The sequence below is a fragment of the Leifsonia poae genome, from assembly GCF_050632195.1.
Classification (GTDB): domain Bacteria; phylum Actinomycetota; class Actinomycetes; order Actinomycetales; family Microbacteriaceae; genus Leifsonia; species Leifsonia poae_C.
Genome location: NZ_CP192580.1, coordinates 42,316 through 62,610, shown reverse-complemented (window position 1 = coordinate 62,610; position 20,295 = coordinate 42,316). Strand labels below are relative to the sequence as shown.

Here is a 20,295-nt window from a genome sequence, read left to right as displayed (position 1 = left end):
AGCTGCGGCCGCGCCCGCGAGCGTCAGCAGGACTCGCGTCGCTTGAGCGAGTCCTGCTGATGCCCGCGGTTCGCGGCCGGCCATCAGGGCAGCGGGCGAACCGTTACGGGACCACGATGTTGAAGTCGGGATCGCCCGGATCCAGCACACCCGTGAGCTGGGACAGCACTCCCGCGTCGCCGTCGACCGTCAAGCCGTCCGACGACGTGTCGCCGCCGACCAGCTGGAGGAATCGCGGCTTCGTCACGGTGAGATGAAGTGCCGAGGTGCTGGACGGCTCCTGCTCGACGTAGATCAACACCCCGTGATGCAGCCCGAGGTGAAAGCTGCGCTCGAGGTCGCTGAAGGTGACGTCGAAGTCGAGATCGAGATCCCAGGCTTTCGGCCCATCGACGGTGATCGCGATGGCGTCGAACAACTGCTCCGGCGACAGCTGGGCCAGGATGGCCGGCGCGTTCGTCGTCGTCGGGGTGCCGAAGTTGCCTTCTCGCAGCTCCGTCGCGCCGGAGAGGAAGAAGTTGCGCCACGTTCCGTTCTCGGCACCGTAGCCGAGCTGTTCGAGCGTGTCGGCGTAGAGCGCGGTCGCCGACGCGTTGCCGGCTTCGGCGAACACCGCGTGGTCGAGCAGCGTCGCGGCCCATCGGAAGTCCCCGCTGTCGTACGCCTCCTGGGCGAGTTCGACCACTCGGCCGACGCCCCCGATCGCGGCGACATATCGCTCGGCGAGGGCCTGCGGCGGGTGCGGCCAGAGCCTGGCCGGGTTGCCGTCGAACCAGCCCATGTAGCGCTGATAGATCGCCTTCACGTTGTGCGACACCGAGCCGTAGTAGCCGTGGGTGCTCCACTCGGCCTCGAGCGCGGGCGGAAGCTGGATCACCTCCGCGATCTCTGCTCCCGTGAGCCCCTGGTTGAGCATCCGGAGCGTCTGGTCGTGCAGGTAGCCGTACAGGTCGCGCTGGATGCCGAGGAACTTCACGACCTCGTCGGAGCCCCACGTCGGCCAGTGGTGCGATGTGAACAGCACGTCGGAGCGGTCGCCGAATCGCCCGATCGCTTCCGTCAGGTACTGCGACCAGACGTGCGGGTCGCGGACGACAGCGCCGCGCAGGGTGAGGAGATTGTGGAGCGTGTGGGTCGCGTTCTCGGCCATGCACAACGCGCGATAACGCGGAATGTAGAAGTGCATCTCCGACGGCGCCTCGGTGCCCGGCGCCATCTGGAACTCGATCTCGACGCCGTCGATCGTGTGCGTCTCTCCGGTCTCGCTGACATCCACGGTCGGCACGATGATGCCTGCGGTGCCGGTCGAGGTGGTCTGGCCGAGACCGGCACCGACCTGCCCCGATGGTCCGCGGTCGAGGACGGCGCCGTACATGTAGCCGGCCCGGCGCCCCATCGCCACACCCGCGTAGACGTTCTCAGCGATCGCGTGCTCAAGGAACCCTTCGGGAGCCAGGATCTGCACCTCGCCAGCATCGACCTGCTCCTGGCTGACGATCCCGAGCGCGCCGCCGAAGTGGTCGATGTGGCTGTGTGTGAAGATGACGGCGACGATCGGACGCTCGCCCCGATGCTTGCGGTACAACTGCACCCCGGCGACGGCGGTCTCTGCAGAGATCAGCGGGTCCACCACGATCACACCGGAGTCCGTCTCGATGAAGGACATGACTGACAGATCCAGGCCGCGCACCTGGTAGACGCCCTCCACGACTTCGTATAAACCGTGCTTGGCCACCAGCTTCGACTGCCGCCACAGGCTCGGGTTCACCGAGGTCGGAGCGTCGCCGTCGACGAAGTCGTAGCTGGAGGCATCCCAGACGACATCGCCCTTCTCGTTGCGGATGACTGGATCGTCGAGGGTTCCGAGGAAGCCCCGGTCAGCGTTCTCGAAATCCGCGGTGTCTGCGAACGGCAGACTCCCGGAGAGTTCGCGGTGGGCTGTTTCGACGGATGATGCCGGCACGTTCTGCTTCATGCTCCATCTCCTTCCGGGGACACCCCCTGTACGAGTGACGCTCTCGCACTATCGGAGTTCCGTCAAGGTCTCTTTCCGTGGCCTGGTGCCCTGTGTTCGATCGGTCCTAAGGTGAAGAACACTCACGAAACACGCGAGCCGTTCGAGGAAGAAGCAGGGTATGAGCATCATCGATGACGCGCTCAGCGCCAATGCAAAGCTTGCCGAGAGCTACGGTTCGAGCCGCGCCGCGCCGCCGAAGCCCAAGATCGCGATCGTCACCTGCGCCGACCCCCGCTTGTCCGATATCACCCGGCTGCTGGGGCTGGCCGATGCCGACGTGGACATGATCAGGAACGTCGGCACCGTGATCGACGACGACTCGATCCGCTCGTTGATCGTCTCGACCGGGGTGCTCGGCACCCGGGAGATCATGATCATCAATCACACCGGCTGCGGCATGACCACGTTCGCCGATGACGATCTCGAAGTTCGGCTTCGCAAGGAGACGGGATCGTCGCCGATCGCGCCGGCCAAGTTCTACGCCTTCACCGATGTCGATCAGAACACGATCGAGGCCATCCAGAAGACCCGGTCGCACCCCTGGATCGCGTCCGACCTCCCGGTCAGAGGGTTCGTCTTCGACCTCGAGACGGGGCTGCTCCGCGAAGTGTTCGCCGAGGCCTGATCCATGCCGAGCGGGGCGATGCAGGATGCGCTTGACGTGCTCTGGGCTCGGCGACGAGCGAGCGCCGACCAGCCGCCGTCGACGCTGGAGGAGGACCGCGCAGGATTCGCGCCCGCGGGCCCCGTGCATCCGGTGCCCGATGACGTAGCGGTGACCGAAATAGGCGCCGGGGGCGTTCCGGGATACTGGCTCAGCCCACCCGGATCGGACGCAAGCCGCGTACTGCTGTTTCTGCACGGCGGAGGCTACGAGTTCGGCTCGGTCCGCAGCGACGGCGAGCTGGCCGCCAGAATAGGTCGTGAAGCCGGGATGCGTGTGCTGTTCCTCGAATACCGGCTCGCCCCCGAGCATCCCTTCCCCGCCGCGGTCGACGACGTTCTCGCGGCCTGGCGGTGGCTGCGCGTCGAACTGGGACTGGGTGCCGGATCGCTGGCGGTCGCGGGCGACTCGGCGGGCGGCGGCCTCAGCGTCGCCCTACTGGTCGCGACGCGGGATGCCGGGGATGCGCTGCCCGCAGCCGCCGTGCTCATGTCGCCGACCGTCGACCTCACCAGTTCCGGAGCCTCGATGACCGAACGCGTCGACGTCGACCCGATCTCGACGCCCGCCCTCCTCAGTGGGTTGGCCTCCGACTATCTGGCCGGAGCCGACCCGAAGAATCCGCTCGCGTCGCCGCTGTACGCCTCGCTGTCCGGGCTTCCGCCGCTGCTCGTCCAGGTGGGAACCTCCGACCTGCTCCTCAGCGACGCCGAACGCCTGGCCGCTGCGGCGACGGATGCGGGGGTCGACGTCACCCTGGAGGTCGGGGAGGGTCTGCCCCACGTCTACCAACTGCTGCTCGGCACGCCCGAGGCCGCCGAGGCGACAGAGCGGATCGGGAGTTTTCTGCGGGCGCGGGTCCCGTAGTACCCGCCTCAGTAGCCGTCTGTGCCGCGAGGATACCCCGGCGGCGTCTGAGTCAGCCTTCCGAGCTCGTCCTGTATTCGGCGTCGGTCACGTGCTCACCCCATTCGGTCTCCGGACCGTCCTGCCCTTCGGCGAGCCCCTCCCACATGGCGAGATGCTCCATGAAGTGCTCGGCGTCCGCGCCGTGCCAGTGCCACTCGCCCGGCGGGGTGTAGACGGTCTGACCGGGCCGCACCTCCGTCACTTCGCCACCGCGTGCCTGCATCAATGCGACGCCCTGCGTGACGTGAAGGGTCTGCCCGTTCGCGTGCCGGTGCCAGGCGGTACGCGCTCCGGGGGCGAAGCGCACGCGATTGACGCGAAGCGTCGACGGGGCGACACCGGCCGCGATGACGTCGAAATGCACGTCGCCGGTGAACAGCTCGGCGGGGCCCTTCGTGGAGGGGGTGATCGGTAGCAATTCCATCTGTGTCCTATTCAGTGCTCGGTCGCGAAGTCAGGAACTCTCACTTGTCCTCGCTGTGTGTGATGACCTCGACGCTACGCCGCCTCCCCTTCGTCGAGGGAGGTACTGACATGGCCTCCCATGACGTCGGCCGCCTGCGTAGCGTGAAGGGCATGGTCAACGAACTCACACTCAACAACGGCATCACCATGCCGGCACTCGGCCTCGGCGTCTTTCAGAGTCCCCCCGAGGAGACCACGGCGGCCGTCGAGACAGCGCTGGCGACCGGGTACAGACACATCGACACGGCCGCCGCTTACGGCAATGAGCGCGAGGTGGGCGAGGGCATCCGTCGCTCCGGCCTCGATCGCTCGGACGTGTTCATCGAGACAAAGGTCTGGGTGAGCGACTACGGCTACGACCAGACCCTCCACGCATTCGAGAAGGCGAGCGGCAAGCTCGGCGTCGAGCAGCTCGATCTGCTCATCCTGCACCAGCCGGCCCCCGACCGCTTCGCGTCGACGATCGCCGCGTACAAAGCCCTCGAGACTCTGCTTCAGGATGGGCGGGTGCGGGCGATCGGCGTCAGCAACTTCATGCCGCCCCACCTCGAACGGCTGCTCACTGAGACGAGCGTGATCCCTGCGGTCAACCAGATCGAACTGCATCCTACTTCGCGCAGAAGGATGTGCAGGCCGCGGACGCCGCGAACGGCACCCTCACGCAGGCCTGGTCGCCGATCGGCGGGATCACGTTCTATCCCGGTTGGGGCGAGAGCCGCAAGAGTGTGATGGACGATGCGACCCTCGCCGAGATCGCGCAGGCGCACGGCAAGAGCCCGGCTCAGGTGATGCTGCGCTGGCACCTGCAGGAAGGGCGCTCCGCCATCCCGAAGTCGACCAACCCCAAGCGCATCGCCGAGAACTTCGACGTGTTCGATTTCGAGCTGAGCGCTGACGACCTCGCCCGCATCGACTCACTCGACACCGGAGTGCGCAGCGGCCCTGATCCCGACGTCGCGCGGCCGGAGCGCTTCGCGATGGTCATCCCTGAGGCGTGATCGCGGCTAGGCGCTGATCGAAACCGGCGCTTCCGCGTCCTCCGTGTGGTGCCGACGCTCCAGGGCGGCGCCCTCCACATCCACGTTGGGAAGGATGCGGTCGAGCCAGCAGGGCAGCCACCAGGCCGAGCGGCCGAGCAGGTGCATCAGGGCCGGCATCAGCAGCATCCGGACGACGAAGGCATCGACGAGCACGCCGAAGGCCAGGCCGAATCCGATCGAGCGGATCATGGTCGAGTCGCTGAACACGAAACCGCCGAACACCGAGATCATGATGAGCGCTGCGGCCGTGACGACGGTGCGTCCAGCGCGCACGCCCTTCGCGACCGCCAGCCGCGCGGAGGCGCCGTGAACGTATGCTTCGCGCATCCCTGATGCGAGGAAGAGTTGGTAGTCCATCGCCAGCCCGAACAGGATGCCCACCAGGATCACCGGTAGGAAGCTCAGGATGGGTCCGGTGTGGATGCCGAGCGCATCCGCACCCCATCCCCACTGGAACAGCGCGGTGATCGCGCCGTACGTCGCGAACAGCGACAGGATGAAGCCTCCCGTGGCGATGAGCGGCACCAGCAGCGACCGGAACACCAGGATCATGATCAGCAGGGAGAGTCCGACGACGACGGTGAGGTAGAGCGGCAGCACTCCGGCGAGGTTGGCCGAGATGTCGAGGTTGATCGCCGTCTGCCCGGAGACGCCGAGGTGGATGTCGCCGTCGACCGGACCGAGCTCGCGTAACGACTTCACCAGCTGTTCCGTCGAAACGCTGTTCGGCCCTTCCTTCGGCACGACCTGGAACGCCATCAGCTCGTGGTCGTCGGAGACGGCGATCGGCGCAACGGCCACCACATCACTCTGGTCAGCCAGCTTGCGGGCGATGTCGAGCTGGGTCTCGGTGACTTTGTCGTCGGAGAGCCCGGCCGGGACGTTCGCCGTGACGAGGAGCGGGCCGGTCGCGCCGGCTCCGAACGCATCCGAGGTCTGCATGAACGCGTCGTACGTGGTCGAGCCGACGGGCTCCGACGAGCCGTCGGGAAGGCCGACGCGCATCGAGAGGGCGGGGATCGCGACGACCAGGAGTGCGATGGTGGTCGCGACCACAGTCAGCACGGCTCGCCAGGTCGACATGGCCTTCGCGTTGGCGTCGGAGTGATGAACCCTTCCGACCTTCGCCCGTGCGCGCTTGCTGAGCAGGCGCGTCCCGAGCAGTCCGAGGATGGCGGGGGTGAGCGTGACCGCGATGAGGACCGCGAGCACGACCGCAACAGCTCCGACCGTGCCCATCAGACCGAGGAAGGGGACGCCGGTGACGTTGAGTGCGAGCAGCGCGACAACGACGGTGGCCCCCGCGAACACGACAGCGTTTCCGGATGTGCCGTTCGCGAGTCCGACGGACTCGTGCGGCTCTGCGCCCTCCAGCAGTTGGCGCCGATGCCGGTTGACGATGAAGAGCGAGTAGTCGATCCCGACAGCGAGCCCCAGCATGATCGCGAGCACGGGGGTGACGGATGCCATGTCCACCACACCCGAGAAGGCCAGCGAACCCAGCGCGGCCACGGCGACACCGAAGAGCGCAGTCACGAGCGGCAGCGCGGCGGCCACCAGCGAGCCGAGCACCACGATGAGCACGATCGCCGCGAAGACCACACCGACCGCTTCGCCGACACCGACGATCTGCGGTACGCCCTGGGCGATATCGGTGGAGAACGAGACCGAGACGCCGTCGATCGGTGTCGCCTCGAAGTGCTTGATGACCGCTTGCTTGGAGTCTTCGGAGAGCTCGAGTCGCGGCTTCGTGAACGCGACGTTCACCAACGCAGTCGAGCCGTCCTTCGATACGACACGGATGTCGTCTGAGAGTTTCAGAAGCTCAGCGCCCTGATCGAGCTGGGACTGCTTCTGGGCGAGGGTCGCGAGACCGTCGTCGATCGTCTTCTGCTGCGCATCCAGAGACGTGGTCGGCATGCCCGCTGCCTGGAGCTGCGCTTTGGCCGCATCGAGCTGAGCCTGACCGGCGTCCAGGTGGGCCTTCGCCTGGTCGAGTTGCGTCTGACCGTCGGTCACCTGCTTCTGACGGTCGGCACGCTCTGCTTCCGTACTGAACGGATCGATGACGTTGGACACATCGGGGAGGTCTCCTGCGTCGGCGACCTCCGCGCTGATCGCGTCGCGCTGCTCAGCGGTGAGAGCCGAACCGTCTTTGGACTGGAACACCACGGTTCCCGCTGCGCCCGCGTAGTCCGGCAGCTTCGCGGTGAGCTGGTCGACAACCGCGCCCGAGGCCGTTCCAGGCACGTCGAAGCTGGTGGCGAGACCCTTGAATCCGATCAGGAATCCGCCGACCGCGATGCCGAGCACGATGATCCAGGCGACGATCACACGCCCGGCGCGTCGGGCCGAGAACTTCCCGAGGCGGTACAGCAGTTCGGCCATGACGGTCCCTTCGTGTGATGTGCACGGCAATAATACGCAACGGTCCGTCTCGGTAAATGTCGATAAGCTGTGAACCATGCCGGAAGGACGTCGAGGTGCTGCCCGCAGCGAAGCAGCACGAGTGGCGATCCTCGATGCCACGGCAACCCTGTTCGCGGAGCGCGGCTACGACCACCTCAGCATCGAGGGGATCGCCGCCCGCGCAGGGGTCGGAAAGCAGACGGTCTACCGCTGGTGGAGCGGCAAGAGCGCCCTGATCGCAGAGTGCCTCCTCGAAGGGATGCTGCTGCCCGACCGCTTCGTCGTGTCCGACACGGGCGACCTTCGGGCGGATGTGGCTGCCTGGCTTCGCGACGTCTCCGCCGTGCTCGACAGCCCGGCCGGGGAAGGCCTTTTCCGCTCACTGATCGCCGCCGCGACCGAGAATGAAGACGTGAGCGGACGCCTTCGCGAGAGCATCGCAGACCCGCGGCTGTTCGATGCTCGCCTGCGTAAAGCGAGAGACGCCGGCGAGCTGCGCTCCGACCTCCCGATCGAAGACGTGAGCGAGACGCTCATCGGCGTGATCATGTTCCGCGCATTAGCGCGCACACCACCCGACCCGGAATTTCCCGAGAGGGTGGTCGACCTCATCCTGGGGCCGCGCCCCGCCGAGGACGCGCCCGACGGGTCGGGCCCGTCAGCGCCCGTCGTGTGTCAGCGCATCCAGAGCCGCAACATCTTCCGCCGCCAACTCGAAGTCGACGTCGGCGTTCTCGACGATCCGCGCCGGGGTCGTCGACTTGGGAAGCGGCAGAACATCCGTCTCGAGCAGATACCGGATGCTCACCTGCGCCACCGACTTGCCGTACTTCTCCGCAATGGCCGCGATGTCCCGATTGCCCATCAGCCGACCGGTCGCGAGCGGAGAGTACCCCTCGACCAGGATGCTGCGGTCGTGGCAGTACGCGGTCGTCTCCGGCTGCGTGTTCCCAACGAACCAGCGGATCTGATTCACGTGGGGAACCACGCTCGTCGCAGCGGTGAGCGACTCCAGGTCGGCCACCTCGAAATTGCTGACGCCGATGGAGCGGGTGAGCCCGGCCTGGTACAGCTCCTCGAACACCTTCCACACCTCGATGTTGCCGGCGCGATGGTCGCTGCCGATCGCGTTCCAGGGCCACGGCGCGTGGATGAGGTAGAGGTCGATCGTGCCGAGATCCAGCAGCGCGGTCGACCGTTCGAACGCGTGGCGCGCGCCGGCCGCATCCTTCACCTCGGCCGGGCACTTCGTCGTGATGAAGATCTCGTCGCGGGCGACTCCGCTGTCGCGAACCGCCCGGCCGACGCTCGCTTCGTTGCCATAGGCGCGAGCCGTGTCGATGTGCCGGTAGCCGGCGTCGAGCGCGGTGCGCACGGAGTCGTACGTCTCATCGCCGTCGGGGATCTGCCAGGTGCCGAAACCGATCTTCGGAATCTTGACGTCGTTGGAGAGTGTGAACGTGTCGGTCAGCGCGGGCATGCGTGTTTCCTCTCGAGATGTGCGGTGCCGATCATGGTAGTCCCCCGAAACTTCGTATCATCGGCTGACGCCGGGTTACCAGGGCAGGATGCCGTAGCCGCCGTCGCCCTCGGCCACCCACAAATGTCCCCACAGGATGCCCGACGGCCCGTCCGCAGGAAGCGTCGCCAGGTACACGCTCGGCTCCGCACCCTCTGCCGCGGTGCGGAACCCCGGTGGTCGTTGAAGTCGGTGTCCGTGAATCCGGGGTTGGCTGCGTTGACCTTGATCGGGGTGTCCTTCAGTTCTCTCGCGTACATCGCGGTCAACATGTTGACTGCGGACTTGGACGACGGATACTGGGCCGAGGCGGGCATCCCGAACAGTGGGCTCGCCGGGTCGGACTGCGACCCGATCGAGCCGACCTCGCTCGACACGTTCACGATTCGGGCGGCTTCGGCCCGGCGGAGCAACGGCAGCATCGCATTGGTCACTGACACGACACCGAAGACGTTGATGTCGTAAACGGCGCGCATGTCTTCGAGCGAGGTCTCGCTGGCGAGCGCGCGCTGGCGTGAGATCGTGGCGGTTCCGGCGTTGTTGATCAGGATGTCCAGGTGCCCGTACTCCTCGTCGATCCACGCCGCTGCTGCAGCCACGGATGTCGGGTCGGTCACGTCGAGGTGGACGAACCGTGCGTCCGCGCCCTCCGCTCGCAGATCCTCCTCGGCCTGACGCCCGCGGCTCTCGTCGCGCGCGCCTACCAGAACTGTCATATCGAGCGCCGCCAGCTGCCGCGCCGTCTCGAATCCGATTCCTTTGTTGGCCCCGGTGATCAGGGCGACTGTCTTCGTCACCTCGGTCACGCTACTCGCGCCCGCGGCAGATATCGCGGGCGCGATCGCGTCGTTCACTGCAGGCAGAACTCGTTCCCCTCGGGGTCGCGCATCATGATCGCGAACTCCTCGAACGGCCCCCACGATCCGGTAAGGGTCTTCTCCTCAGTGGCTCCCAGAGCGACCAGGCGGTCGCGTTCGACTTCCAGCTCCTCGCGGGATGCGTGGCGCTCGCCCGACGGACTGATGTCGATGTGCATGCGGTTCCGCTGCCGACGCACGTGGTTGTAGCGGGTGAAGTAGAAGCGCTGGTGCTCAGGATTCTGGTCCCACGCCTCAGCGCGCTCCGCGATCTCTTCGTCGGTCATCCCCGCCGCCTTCAGCTCGGCCACCTCCTCCTCCGGCCATCCGGTGGGTGCTGGATAACCCATGACGGCCGCCCAGAATGTGGCGAGTGCAGTCGGGTCTTCGGCGTGAAAGGTGATGTTGGCGATTCGCGCGGTCATACGGCGAGGGTACCGATCGCACGCTGCGCGCGGTACCTCCCGGCGTGCTCCGATGGTGCGCGTGTCTCGTGGCACCCGGGCTGGGGTGCTGCCAGGAGGGTTCCGACTCGGTACGTTTAGCCGAGTCGCGACGGGGAGGGAACTGTATGAGCTCAGCTGTGCGCGCATCCCCGACCCCGAAGGTGCGCTGGTGGCGTCGCCGCCCGCCCGCCGACCTCCCGCGGTTCTCCCGTATTGTCTGGTGGGCCGGCCACGGCCAGCTCTTCGTCGCGCCGGTGCTCGTGCTGGCCTCGTTTGTCGTGGGGATCAGCTCACTGTCCGGAAACCTGGGATACGGCGTGGTGACACCGATCCTTCTGGCGTTCGTGCTCGCGGGCATGGCATTCCCCGTTGCGACGTCGGGGATGATGTTGCGCGCCTACGCCACGTCAGAGTCGTCCGTGAACGGCTCGCCCACTCGCAGGACGTTCACGCTCATCCTGGCTGTCATCGGGATAGCCCTGCTGTCGGTGGCCTTCACAGTGGCCCTCGTCTGGCTGATGTTCATGGCGTCGTTCACCGCGGGCGGCCTCATCTTTGCGTAGCGCGTCCTGGTGCACTTACTCAGCCCACTGGGGAACTGAACCTTCGCCCACGTACGCCGTCATCCGGATCGAGATCAGCACGCCCGGGATCACCGCGCCAAGCTTCGCCGCATAGCGGGACGGCGGGTCGGTCGGGAACCAGGAGCGGTACTCCTCGTTCATCCCGGGGAAGTCGTCCGGGTCGCTCAACAGAATGCCGACTTCGACGACGTCATCGAGTGTGGCACCGGCCGCAGCGAGAACGACCTGACAGTTTGCGAGCGCCTGCCGTGTCTGCTCCTGAATCGTCGGCCCGGCAGGCTTCCCGGTGCGCACGTCGACGCCAACCAGTCCAGAGACGTAGATATGGCCGCCCGCCTTCACGCCCTGGCTGAAGAACGGCGAACTCGGTGCGTCTGGTGTGCTGATCACTTCCCGCATGCGCCCAATATTGCTCACCAGGGGCGGGATGTCCATAAGCTGCGCGAGGCGCGCCCTACTTCGTCCCGATCCCGCCGAGCATCCCTGAGATGAAGCGCTTCTGCAGGATGAAGTACAGGATCACGATCGGCAGCGCCACGATGATCCCCGCGGCCGCAAGAAGCGAGTAGTCGGTCAGGTGCTCGCCCTGGAAGAAGGCGAGACCCAGCGGGGCCGTGCGTTTGTCCTCCGAGACGATCAGCACCAGAGGGATGAGGAACTCGTTCCAGGTCCACATCGCCACGAGTACGCACATGGTCATGATCGGCGCGAGCGAGGGTGGCACGATGACCTGCCACAGCATCCGGAAGTCGCGGGCGCCGTCGAGACGTGCCGCTTCGATGATCTGGCCGGGGAAGGTGCGGAACTGGTTGCGCATCCAGAAGATGCCGAACGCCAGCGACTGCGCCGTCTGCGGCAGGATCAGCGCTGCGTAAGTGTCGGAGAGGCCCACGCTGCGCAGGTTGAAGTAGAGCGGGATGATGAACGCCTCGGCCGGCAGCATCAGGCCGGCCAGCATCACGAAGAAGATCACGTTCGAGCCGAAGAAGTCGAGGCGGGCGAACGCGAATCCGGCGAGTACCGACAGCACGGCGGTCAGCACCACGACCGACACGGTCACCAGGACGCTCGACCCCATGTACGAGGCGAAGTGCCCCTGGTTCCACGCCGCACCGAAGTTGCCGATGTCGATCGAGGTCGGCACCTTGAAAGCGCCGCTGTTCTCGGCGGCCGGGGTCACAGCGGAGAAGATGACGCCGATCAGCGGGATGAGCGCGAACAGGGCGAAGAGCGACAGGATGACGTAGTTGACGCTCTTCTCGAGCCCGGAGATTCTCATTCGACGTCCTTCGGCTGCAGGCGGCTGATCAGGGCGGTGACGATCATGATCACGACGGTCAAAGCGATGGCCACGGCCGCAGCTGAGCCGACCTGCCCGGTGTTGAACGCCCGGTTGTACGCCTCGAAGGCGGGCACTGTGGTCGACGTGCCCGGGCCACCCTTCGTGGTGATGTAGACGAGGTCGAATGTCTTGAGTGCCGAGACGATGGTCAGCGTGAGCGCCACCGCGATCTGCCCACGCAGCGAGGGCAGAGTGATCGCGAAGAATTCTCGGCGAGCGGATGCTCCGTCGATCCGGGCCGCTTCGAAGAGCACCGGCTCGATGTTGCCGACACCCGAGAGGAACAGCACCAGGCACAGCCCGATGTTCAGCCAGGTGCCGACGAAGCCGATCGCCATCAACGCCGTCGAATAGTCGCCAAGCCAGACGCGGGCGAGATCGCCCAAGCCGATCGCGCGCAGAGTTTGGTTGATCAGGCCGTCGGTCGAGTAGATCGACACCCAGATCGTCGCGACGACGACGGATGCGATTACCTGAGGGAGAAAGAGCGCCGTGCGGAAGAAGGACATACCGCGCATGGTGTTCGCTCGCGAGATCAGCGCCGTCAGGAACAGCGCGATCGCTACCGGAATGACCGAGTAGAAGACCATGAGCACGAGGGCGTGGGCGAATGCGTTGCGCAGCTCCTCATCCTGAACCACCGATAGGTAGTTGGCGAACCCGGCCCAGGTCGCGGCCGACAGACCGTCCCAGTCGTAGAAGGAGTACTGGAACGTCTGGACGAACGGCACGCCCAGGAAGATGGCGAACACCACGAACGCAGGGAGCACGTACAGGTACGCGACCTTGCTGCGGCGCCGTCGGCGGGTCGCCCGAGGGGCGCGGCTGGTGACCGTGCCCCTCGGGGTCTGCGCGGTGGTGGTCTCGGTCACGGTCAACCGCGGCTCGACTGGAACTTCGTGTAGTCGGCCTGCAGCGTCTTCGTGAACTCCTCAGGCGTCGCCTTGCCGGCCACGAGGTCCTGCATCGCGGCGGTCAGGGTGTCGTAGAAGGTCGACGTCGTGTAGTCGAGGTACGGCACGATCCCATTGCCGGAGGAGATCGTCTTGTACTCGCTCGTGATGTCGCCTGCCAGCGTTCCGTCTGCGGGCTTGTCGTCATCCGGAACCACCGTGGGCAGGTTGCCGGTCTTCACGAGGGTTTCGGATGCGCTCTTGTCGGTGACGAAGTTGACGTACGCAGCCGCCGCATCCGGGTGCTTGGTCTTGGAGGTGAGCGCCCAGGCGAGCCCCTCGCCGCCAGTCGTGACCGGGGTGCTCGCGCCCTCGGGCTTCAGCGCCGTGAAGCCGACGCCGCTCTTGCCGAGCGACGACTCCTCGAGCGTGGCCTGGTACCAGGTGCCCGTGATGAGGAAGGCGGAGCCGCCCTTGCCGAACGTGTCGACCGCCGCATCCCGAGACACACCGTTGGCGCCCGGGGTGAGGTAGCCCTTGTTCTGCCAGTCCTGGATGGTCTTGGCCGCCTCAACGTTGACCGGGTCTGTCCATGCGCCGCTGGTCGACGTGACGAGATCGCTCACCTTCTTCTGGCCGGCGAGCGCGCCCTGCACGACGCCGTAGAGGTGGATGCCCGGGCTCTTCTCCACGTCGCCGTAGCTGAGGGGCAGGATGCCCTGAGCCTTCGCCTTGGCCATGTCGTCCGAGAGCTCGGTGAGGCTGGTCGGTGCCTCGACGCCGAGCTTCTTCAGGATGTCGCGGTTGTAGTAGACGCCGACGAGCTCGCCGGTCTGCGAGACGCCGAACAGCTTGTCCCCCTGCCAGGTCTTGCCGTCGGACGAGAAGGAGTTGAGCTTCAGCAGGCTAGACGGGTAGTAGTCGTTCCAGCCGTAGAGGTCGGCATAGTCATTGACGGGACGCAGCAGTCCGGCCTTCACGAACGCGCCCATGTCGGGGTAACCCTGGTTGGCCTGCACGACATCGGGCGGATTCGCACCGGAGAGGGCCAGTTTGAGCGTGGTCTTGAGGTCGGTGAACGAGCGCGAGACACGCTTGATGGTGACGTTGGGGTACTTCTTCTCGAACGCCGTGTTCAGCTGCTGCTGTGCTGTGTCGATGCCGCCGTCGGTGTTCTGATCCCAGACCGTCAGCGTCACCTTGTCGGAGCCGACGTTCTTCGACACCGGCCCGAGGCTCTGGCCGGCGGTCGAGCCGCTGCCGCTGCCGGGCGCACAGGCGGCGAGGCCGAGTGCGAGCGCGGCGGCGACTCCCACGAGGAGCGGGATCTTCCTGGTGTTCTTCATCGTGATTCCTTTTCGTGTGCGGTCGTGCTGTGCGGTCGGGGGTCGGGAGTGTCGAGCAGGAACGACCAGTCGCCGTCCGGATGCCGGTCGGTGATGAAAGCACGCAGCCCGGCCATGGTAGGCGCGTTCGCGGCGCCGCCGAATCCCGTCACAGAGATGGATGCGGCGAGTCCGGCGAACCGCAGACGGGATGCGAGGTCCCAGTCGTGTCCGGCCGAGGCCATGAACGTGGCCACGAAAACGTCGCCCGCCCCGGTCGGGTCGACGGCTTTGACGGCGACGGTCGGGATCTCGACCACGCATCCTGAAGCCGAGTCGACGGCGACGACGCCATCCGGACCCCGCGTGACGACGGCGAGCGGGACGCGTTCGGCCAGCGCCTTGGCCGCCGTGACGGCGTCGTCGGTGCGCGTGTAACGCATCGCTTCGACGTCGTTGGGAACGAAGACGTCCACCTCGGCGAGCCGGGTCAGCAGGTCGGGCGACCATTCGCCCGTCGAGTCCCAGCCGACGCCGCCGACGATCGTGGTGCCCGCCGCGCGGAGGAGGCGGACCCACTCGGGGAGCTCGTGTGCGATGCCTACGTGCGTGGCGCCGATCGGGCCGACCCCATCCGGAAGATGCAGGTGGCCGAGGTCTTCCTGGTAGGTGATGAAGCTGCGGTCGTGCGCGCCGGTCAGTGAGACGCTCACCGGGCTTTGATGCCCGGGCACGCTCTCCAGCAGGCTCGTGTCGAGGTCGGGCTCCGCGTCGAGCACGGCGTGGATGTGCGAGCCGATGGGGTCGTCGCCGAGCCGGGAGAGCAGCAGGGTGCGCGCACCGACCCGCGCGGCGGCGACAGCGCGGTTGGCGACACCGCCGGGAGTCACGGCGAAACCGTCGGCGTAGACCTCGGCGCCCACCTCGGGCATTGGCACGCCGGAGAACACCAGGTCGCAGAACACCTCACCCGCGAAGAGCAGGTCGGCGCCGTCGGTCGTGCTCACGGCGTGCTGTTCTGACGGCACAGGGACTCCTCGTCGTTGCGGATCCGCGGGAGGCTGCTCAGGTTTGCTCATCTTCCGCGGGTCGGCGGGATGTTGTAGCTCAGCCTGGGCAGCCGATGTTTCGTACACGTTACCCAAATGACGCAGTTTTGTTAAGTCTGCGCAATTGTGAAACCTGAATGACGGAGTTTGCTCAACTCTGCGCATTTCCCGCTAGGCTGGCGACCATGATCCTCAGAGACCGGCAGAATCGCATCATCAGCGCACTCCGCGTCGACGGTGCCGCGTCGGTCAGAGAACTCGCGGTCGCCCTCGATGTCAGCGAGTCGACCATCCGGCGCGATCTTGAGATCCTCGACCGCAACGGCGAGCTCACCCGCACCTACGGCGGCGCGATGCTGAAGCCGGGCACCACCGTCGAGGAGCACGGCGAGCAGGCCTGGGAGGGCGAGTTCGACGGGGCGACGGATGTGCACCTCAAGTCGGCCATCGCCGACGCGGCGGCCGAGCTGGTCGTCGACGGCAGTGTGGTCATCCTCGACATCGGCACAACGACGCCGCTGCTCGCCCGCCGCTTGCGCGGTCGCGACATCACCGTGATTACCTCCAACCTCGCTGTGTTCGACGAGCTCCGAGACGACGAGGCCGTGCGCGTCGTGCTCCTCGGCGGCGTCGTGCGCCGCAACTACCGCAGCCTCGTCGGCTCGCTGGCCGAGCTCGCGCTCAGCCAGATCAGCGCCGACGTGGTCTTCCTCAGCTGCACCGGCGTGCGTGCCAACGGGCACGTCGTCGACAACATGGCCGTCGAGGCGCCGATCAAGCAGTCGATGATCGCCGCCTCCGACAAGGTCGTGCTGCTCGCCAGCGAGGCCAAGTTCCCCGGCACCGGTGCATTGCGCCTGTGCTCCCTGACGGATGTCGACGTGCTGGTCACCACCTCCGGCGCGCCCGAAGAGACGATCGCACTATGCCGCAACGCCGGCGGAGAGGTCTTTGTCGTATGAAGCTCTGCATTCTCGGAGGCGGCGGATTCCGCACCCCGTACGTTTACCAGGCCCTGTTGCGCGACACCGGTTCACCGCGCGTCGACGAGGTGGCGCTGTACGACGTCGACGAGGTGCGGCTGCATGCGATGGTCGCGATCCTGCGCGAGCTCGCCGCCGAGTTTCCGGATGCCCCGGTACTGAAGCCGACCACCAGCCTCCCCGAGGCGGTCGAGGGCAGCGACTACGTGTTCGCCGCCCTGCGCGTCGGCGGACTCGAGGGTCGTCGCTGCGATGAGCATGTCGCTCTCGAACTGAACGTGCTCGGTCAGGAGACCACCGGTCCCGGTGGTCTCTCGTACGCGATTCGCACCGTGCCGGTGATGGTCGAGGCGGCTCGCGTCATCCGGGACCTTGCGCCGAACGCCTACGTCATGAACTTCACCAACCCCGCCGGCATCATCACCGAGGCCATGCAGACCGTGCTCGGCGACCGCGTGCTCGGCATCTGCGACACCCCGTCGGGCCTGGGGCGCCGTGTCGCCGGTCTCATGGGACTCGACCACACGCGCGTGCAGATGGACTACGTCGGGCTCAACCACCTGGGCTGGATGCGCCGCGTCATGTACGACGGCCGCGACCTGCTTCCCGAACTGCTCGCCGACGACGAGAAGCTGGGGCTGATGGAGGAGGGGCACGTCTTCGGCCTCGACTGGATCCGCTCGCTCGGCAGCATCCCGAACGAGTATCTGTACTACTACTACTTCAACCGGGATGCGGTGCGCACGATCATCGACTCGGGCGCGACCCGAGGCGACTTCCTCGCCCGCTCGCAGAACGACTTCTACGCGCGGGCGACCGCAGCCGGAGACGGAGTCGCGGACCTGTGGCGCCAGACCGTCGAGCGCCGCAGCGCCAGCTACATGGCCGAGGCCAAGGGCGGCACTCAGGATGAGCCCACCCACACCCGCGAGCGCGAAGCCGACCCGGCCCACCAGGGTTACGCGGGCGTCGCCCTGGGCGTGATGGCCGCGATCAGCCGCAACGAGCGCCAGACGATGATCCTCAACGTGCGCAACCAGGGCACGATCAAGGGCCTGCCCGACGACGCGGTCGTCGAGGTTCCGACGATGGTGGACGCGAACGGCGTGCATCCCCTCTCCACGACGCAGCCCGACCTGCACCAGCTCGGCCTGATGTCGCAGGTGAAGGACGTCGAGCGACACACGATCGCGGCAGCGCTGACGGGTTCGAAGGACGAGGCGCTGAAAGCGTTCGCCCTGCATCCGTTGGTCGACAGCGTGAACGTGGCCCGCGGGTTGCTCGCGGGGTACATCGACCGCATCCCTGAGGTCGCGGCGGTGCTCACGCGCTAGCGGTCGCGCTCGCGGCTGCGCTCGCTACTGAGCGGCGCCGGCTGACAGCGCCTGTCCCAGCTCGCTGCGGAAGTAGAGGACGCTGCGCCCATAGCGCGTCGACGTCAGCAGGCGAGCGTTCTGCAGCGCTCGCAGATGCTGGTTCACCGCGGTCGTGGTGACGCCGAAGCGAGCGGCGAGCTCGGTCGACGACGCAGGTTCGGCCAATGCATACAGCAGTGTCGCCCGCGTGCGCCCGATGAGCGCGACGAGCGCGCTGTCGTCGATGGCGTCGCCCTTCTGCCACATCACACCCTGCCCGCGGGCGGAGTACAGGATCATCGGCGCTTCGCCCGCGCTGATCGGTGCAGAGACGCGACGCGCGAACATGGTGGGAACGAGTGTCAGCCCCTGACCCCCGATCAGCTCGTGGCGGTTGATCCTGGTGTGCAGCGTGACCGAGAGCACACGGTTCTCGAAATGCAGATTCGGCGAGATGCCGTTCAGCATCCCGGCCAGGCCGTCGCGGGCGACCTCCCGACCGCGGTAGACGATGTCGGCCTCGAGGATGCGCCGCATCCGGTCCCAGTGCGGAGCGAACGCAAGCGTCCAGTAATCAGCAAGCGCGTCGACCATGCGATTGATCGCGCGACCGGGTGCGCCACGAAAGGATGCGGGGATCTCGCCGTGCACCTCGATCAGTTGCTGGCGGAAGCGGTCGGGATCGAGCCGTCGCAGCGCAGCGAGCTCGTCGTCGATGCGCGTGAGGGGAGTCTTCGGGCGCGGGTTGAGGAAGTCGGGGGTCGTGAGGCCATCGTTTACGAGTGAGTGCAGCACGTCGTGATCGACGTTGCGGCGCCCATCCTCGGTGAGCCGCACCCAGGGCAGTTGAAGCGGGTACAACTCCGGCCGTTGGAGCGCTCGAAGCGACAGTCCCAGCTCACACAACGGCGACAGCGCCAGCCGAACGGCGCCGATGTCCTCCTCGTCGAGCTCGTACGTCAGCATGAAGCAATACGCTACATCAGTTCATCCTGAATCGGAGCGCTGCGATAACAGACAGGTGTCCATTCAGACCCGCAGAACCTCTCCTTTTCTCGCCGCGCTCGCCGATCCCGTGTTGCGGATCCTCGCGACCGCGGCGCTCGTCAACACACTCGGTCGCGGGGTCTTCCTGACCCTGACGATCCTGTACCTGACGCTCTTCGTCGGGCTGCCGGCGACCGCGGTCGCCGTCGTGCTGACCGTTGCGAGCGGGGTCGGCGTGCTGACGTCGGTCGTCGCAGGCCATCTCGCGGACCACCTGTCGGCCAAGCTCCTGCTCATCGTGCTCGTCGCGGTCGAGGGATGCGCGCTCATCGCATTCGCCTGGTCGCCGGCTGTCGTCGTTGTAACGGCGCTCGCCGCAGTGATCGTCGGTGCGAACCGCGCCTCGAACGCGGTCAGGTCGGCGATCATCGCCCGCGCCTTCGACGGAGCTTCGCGCGCGGAGACGCGAGCCCTGATACGCACTGTCTCGAATGCCGGGATCGCGCTGGGGTCCGCCGCTGCGGGCATCCCCGTGGTCGTCGGAACGGCGGCGGGCTATCGCATCGCGTTCATCCTGGCTGGCTGTGCGACCTTGGCCGGCGCGGTGAGGCTGTTCGCCCTTCCCCGATCGGTCGACGCGACGCCATCTTCGGTGATCGCGCCGGATGCGGTCACCGCCCGTCCCGCAGGGAAGTCCCCGTTCCTAGACGTTCGCTACCTCGCCCTCACTCTCTTCGCCGGCATCTTCGCGATGCAGTTCGGCGTCGCCGAGGTCGGCCTGCCGATCTGGGTGGTCTCCGACACGAGTGCGCCCCAGGTGATCGTGTCGATCGCCCTGATCGTCAACACCCTCGGGGTGATTCTGTTGCAGATTCCGATGTCGAGAGGCGCCGAGAGCATCCGTCGCGCGGGCAATATGACCGGGCTCGCGGGGATCCTGATGGCAGCGGCTTGCTTCGCATATTCGGGCGCCGCAGGCATCGCTGCACCGGTAGCGGTGACGCTGCTTCTGGGCGCTGTGCTGCTGCACACGTTCGCGGAGATCCTGTCCTCGGCGGGCACCTGGAGCCTCAGCTTCGAACTCGCCGATCGCTCGCGCCCGGGCGCATATCAAGGGGTCTTCGGGATGGGCTTCGCCCTCGGGAGCATGCTGGCGCCCCTCGTGGTCACCGTGACCGCGCTCGACCACAAGACGTTCGGCTGGGCCATCCTGGCTGGGATCTTCCTTGTGTCAGCCCTGGCCGTGCGGGCGCTCACGCGCTTTGCGGATCGTCGGGCGGCGGATTCGCCCGAGCCGAGTTCTTCGCCCGCGCGCCAGAAGGGGAGCGAGCAGACGATGCCCGCACCGCCCAGCATCCGCCGGTGAACCATTCAGTCTCCATCACGATGAATGCGAGAAGGAATCAGTGTTGGATTTGCTCAATTCGAGTGCCTAGCATCAGGAATGGGCG

General features: G+C 66.6%; 18 protein-coding genes and 2 pseudogenes. 8 read left to right on the top strand and 12 right to left on the bottom strand.

The window, feature by feature from the left end; all coding sequences use genetic code 11:
* Positions 1–103: 103 nt before the first annotated feature.
* On the bottom strand, positions 104–1,975 hold the full coding sequence (locus ACQ86A_RS00335; RefSeq protein WP_431278664.1) for an alkyl/aryl-sulfatase: 1,872 nt from the start codon (positions 1,973–1,975) through the stop codon (positions 104–106).
* A gap of 160 nt (positions 1,976–2,135) precedes the next feature.
* Between ACQ86A_RS00335 and ACQ86A_RS00330 the strand changes: the two genes are divergently transcribed.
* Positions 2,136–2,642 (top strand): beta-class carbonic anhydrase, encoded by a 507-nt coding sequence (locus tag ACQ86A_RS00330; RefSeq protein WP_431278663.1) that lies wholly within the window; start codon positions 2,136–2,138, stop codon positions 2,640–2,642.
* Between the two features lie 3 nt (positions 2,643–2,645).
* Positions 2,646–3,548 (top strand): alpha/beta hydrolase, encoded by a 903-nt coding sequence (locus ACQ86A_RS00325; RefSeq protein WP_431278662.1) that lies wholly within the window; start codon positions 2,646–2,648, stop codon positions 3,546–3,548.
* Positions 3,549–3,600: 52 nt separating this feature from the next.
* Here the strand turns inward: ACQ86A_RS00325 and ACQ86A_RS00320 are convergent, their stop codons facing one another.
* Positions 3,601–4,014, bottom strand: coding sequence for a (R)-mandelonitrile lyase (locus tag ACQ86A_RS00320; RefSeq protein WP_431278661.1), 414 nt, complete (start codon positions 4,012–4,014; stop codon positions 3,601–3,603).
* A gap of 152 nt (positions 4,015–4,166) precedes the next feature.
* Here ACQ86A_RS00320 and ACQ86A_RS00315 point away from each other — a divergent pair.
* Positions 4,167–5,053 (top strand): annotated as a pseudogene (locus ACQ86A_RS00315) (aldo/keto reductase).
* Positions 5,054–5,059: 6 nt separating this feature from the next.
* Here ACQ86A_RS00315 and ACQ86A_RS00310 read toward each other — a convergent pair.
* The gene (locus ACQ86A_RS00310) at positions 5,060–7,483 is read right to left on the bottom strand and encodes an MMPL family transporter (protein ID WP_431278660.1); all 2,424 of its coding nucleotides are present in this window, start codon (positions 7,481–7,483) and stop codon (positions 5,060–5,062) included.
* Between the two features lie 76 nt (positions 7,484–7,559).
* Here ACQ86A_RS00310 and ACQ86A_RS00305 point away from each other — a divergent pair.
* Positions 7,560–8,054: pseudogene (locus ACQ86A_RS00305) on the top strand (TetR/AcrR family transcriptional regulator); the annotation flags it as partial.
* Positions 8,055–8,162: 108 nt separating this feature from the next.
* Here the strand turns inward: ACQ86A_RS00305 and ACQ86A_RS00300 are convergent.
* Genes ACQ86A_RS00300 through ACQ86A_RS00290 form a run of 3 tightly spaced genes read right to left on the bottom strand, consistent with a single transcriptional unit; the run spans position 8,163 to position 10,305 of the window.
* Positions 8,163–8,984, bottom strand: coding sequence for an aldo/keto reductase (locus ACQ86A_RS00300; protein ID WP_431278659.1), 822 nt, complete (start codon positions 8,982–8,984; stop codon positions 8,163–8,165).
* Positions 8,972–9,820 (bottom strand): SDR family oxidoreductase, encoded by an 849-nt coding sequence (locus tag ACQ86A_RS00295; RefSeq protein WP_431278658.1) that lies wholly within the window; start codon positions 9,818–9,820, stop codon positions 8,972–8,974. The genes ACQ86A_RS00300 and ACQ86A_RS00295 overlap by 13 nt, the downstream gene beginning before the upstream one ends.
* A 53-nt stretch (positions 9,821–9,873) precedes the next feature.
* Positions 9,874–10,305: a VOC family protein gene (locus ACQ86A_RS00290; protein ID WP_431278657.1), complete on the bottom strand. Its 432-nt coding sequence runs from the start codon at positions 10,303–10,305 to the stop codon at positions 9,874–9,876.
* Between the two features lie 146 nt (positions 10,306–10,451).
* On the opposite strand from ACQ86A_RS00290, the gene ACQ86A_RS00285 reads away from it, so the two are divergent.
* On the top strand, positions 10,452–10,889 hold the full coding sequence (locus ACQ86A_RS00285) for a hypothetical protein (RefSeq protein ID WP_431278656.1): 438 nt from the start codon (positions 10,452–10,454) through the stop codon (positions 10,887–10,889).
* Positions 10,890–10,904: 15 nt separating this feature from the next.
* On the opposite strand, the gene ACQ86A_RS00280 is transcribed toward ACQ86A_RS00285, so the two are convergent.
* Genes ACQ86A_RS00280 through ACQ86A_RS00260 form a run of 5 tightly spaced genes read right to left on the bottom strand, consistent with a single transcriptional unit; the run spans position 10,905 to position 15,498 of the window.
* Entirely contained in the window at positions 10,905–11,309 is a 405-nt protein-coding gene (locus ACQ86A_RS00280) for a RidA family protein (protein ID WP_431278655.1), read from the bottom strand.
* A gap of 55 nt (positions 11,310–11,364) precedes the next feature.
* Positions 11,365–12,189, bottom strand: a complete 825-nt coding sequence (locus tag ACQ86A_RS00275) for a carbohydrate ABC transporter permease (protein ID WP_431278654.1) — start codon at positions 12,187–12,189, stop codon at positions 11,365–11,367.
* Positions 12,186–13,124, bottom strand: a complete 939-nt coding sequence (locus tag ACQ86A_RS00270; protein ID WP_431278653.1) for a carbohydrate ABC transporter permease — start codon at positions 13,122–13,124, stop codon at positions 12,186–12,188. Before ACQ86A_RS00270 ends, ACQ86A_RS00275 begins: the two co-directional genes overlap by 4 nt.
* A gap of 2 nt (positions 13,125–13,126) precedes the next feature.
* On the bottom strand, positions 13,127–14,491 hold the full coding sequence (locus tag ACQ86A_RS00265; RefSeq protein WP_431278652.1) for an extracellular solute-binding protein: 1,365 nt from the start codon (positions 14,489–14,491) through the stop codon (positions 13,127–13,129).
* Entirely contained in the window at positions 14,488–15,498 is a 1,011-nt protein-coding gene (locus ACQ86A_RS00260; protein ID WP_431278651.1) for a carbohydrate kinase family protein, read from the bottom strand. Before ACQ86A_RS00260 ends, ACQ86A_RS00265 begins: the two co-directional genes overlap by 4 nt.
* A 206-nt stretch (positions 15,499–15,704) precedes the next feature.
* Between ACQ86A_RS00260 and ACQ86A_RS00255 the strand changes: the two genes are divergently transcribed.
* Both ACQ86A_RS00255 and ACQ86A_RS00250 read left to right on the top strand, forming a co-directional pair.
* On the top strand, positions 15,705–16,481 hold the full coding sequence (locus tag ACQ86A_RS00255) for a DeoR/GlpR family DNA-binding transcription regulator (protein ID WP_431278650.1): 777 nt from the start codon (positions 15,705–15,707) through the stop codon (positions 16,479–16,481).
* Positions 16,478–17,836, top strand: a complete 1,359-nt coding sequence (locus ACQ86A_RS00250) for a 6-phospho-beta-glucosidase (RefSeq protein WP_431278649.1) — start codon at positions 16,478–16,480, stop codon at positions 17,834–17,836. The genes ACQ86A_RS00255 and ACQ86A_RS00250 overlap by 4 nt, the downstream gene beginning before the upstream one ends.
* A 24-nt stretch (positions 17,837–17,860) precedes the next feature.
* Here ACQ86A_RS00250 and ACQ86A_RS00245 read toward each other — a convergent pair whose 3' ends face one another.
* Positions 17,861–18,823: a DUF5937 family protein gene (locus ACQ86A_RS00245; RefSeq protein ID WP_431278648.1), complete on the bottom strand. Its 963-nt coding sequence runs from the start codon at positions 18,821–18,823 to the stop codon at positions 17,861–17,863.
* Between the two features lie 55 nt (positions 18,824–18,878).
* Between ACQ86A_RS00245 and ACQ86A_RS00240 the strand changes: the two genes are divergently transcribed.
* Entirely contained in the window at positions 18,879–20,210 is a 1,332-nt protein-coding gene (locus ACQ86A_RS00240; protein ID WP_431278647.1) for an MFS transporter, read from the top strand.
* Positions 20,211–20,295: the final 85 nt, after the last annotated feature.

Bases quoted from the DNA above. Each gene is read 5' to 3' on its own strand.
- ACQ86A_RS00250 (WP_431278649.1), top strand. From the start codon at position 16,478: ATGAAGCTCTGCATTCTCGGAGGCGGCGGATTCCGCACCCCGTACGTT.
- ACQ86A_RS00330 (WP_431278663.1), top strand. From the start codon at position 2,136: ATGAGCATCATCGATGACGCGCTCAGCGCCAATGCAAAGCTTGCCGAG.
- ACQ86A_RS00320 (WP_431278661.1), bottom strand. From the start codon at position 4,014: ATGGAATTGCTACCGATCACCCCCTCCACGAAGGGCCCCGCCGAGCTG.
- ACQ86A_RS00280 (WP_431278655.1), bottom strand. From the start codon at position 11,309: ATGCGGGAAGTGATCAGCACACCAGACGCACCGAGTTCGCCGTTCTTC.
- ACQ86A_RS00290 (WP_431278657.1), bottom strand. From the start codon at position 10,305: ATGACCGCGCGAATCGCCAACATCACCTTTCACGCCGAAGACCCGACT.
- ACQ86A_RS00310 (WP_431278660.1), bottom strand. From the start codon at position 7,483: ATGGCCGAACTGCTGTACCGCCTCGGGAAGTTCTCGGCCCGACGCGCC.
- ACQ86A_RS00325 (WP_431278662.1), top strand. From the start codon at position 2,646: ATGCCGAGCGGGGCGATGCAGGATGCGCTTGACGTGCTCTGGGCTCGG.
- ACQ86A_RS00245 (WP_431278648.1), bottom strand. From the start codon at position 18,823: ATGCTGACGTACGAGCTCGACGAGGAGGACATCGGCGCCGTTCGGCTG.
- ACQ86A_RS00285 (WP_431278656.1), top strand. From the start codon at position 10,452: ATGAGCTCAGCTGTGCGCGCATCCCCGACCCCGAAGGTGCGCTGGTGG.
- ACQ86A_RS00335 (WP_431278664.1), bottom strand. From the start codon at position 1,975: ATGAAGCAGAACGTGCCGGCATCATCCGTCGAAACAGCCCACCGCGAA.
- ACQ86A_RS00300 (WP_431278659.1), bottom strand. From the start codon at position 8,984: ATGCCCGCGCTGACCGACACGTTCACACTCTCCAACGACGTCAAGATT.
- ACQ86A_RS00265 (WP_431278652.1), bottom strand. From the start codon at position 14,491: ATGAAGAACACCAGGAAGATCCCGCTCCTCGTGGGAGTCGCCGCCGCG.
- ACQ86A_RS00255 (WP_431278650.1), top strand. From the start codon at position 15,705: ATGATCCTCAGAGACCGGCAGAATCGCATCATCAGCGCACTCCGCGTC.
- ACQ86A_RS00275 (WP_431278654.1), bottom strand. From the start codon at position 12,189: ATGAGAATCTCCGGGCTCGAGAAGAGCGTCAACTACGTCATCCTGTCG.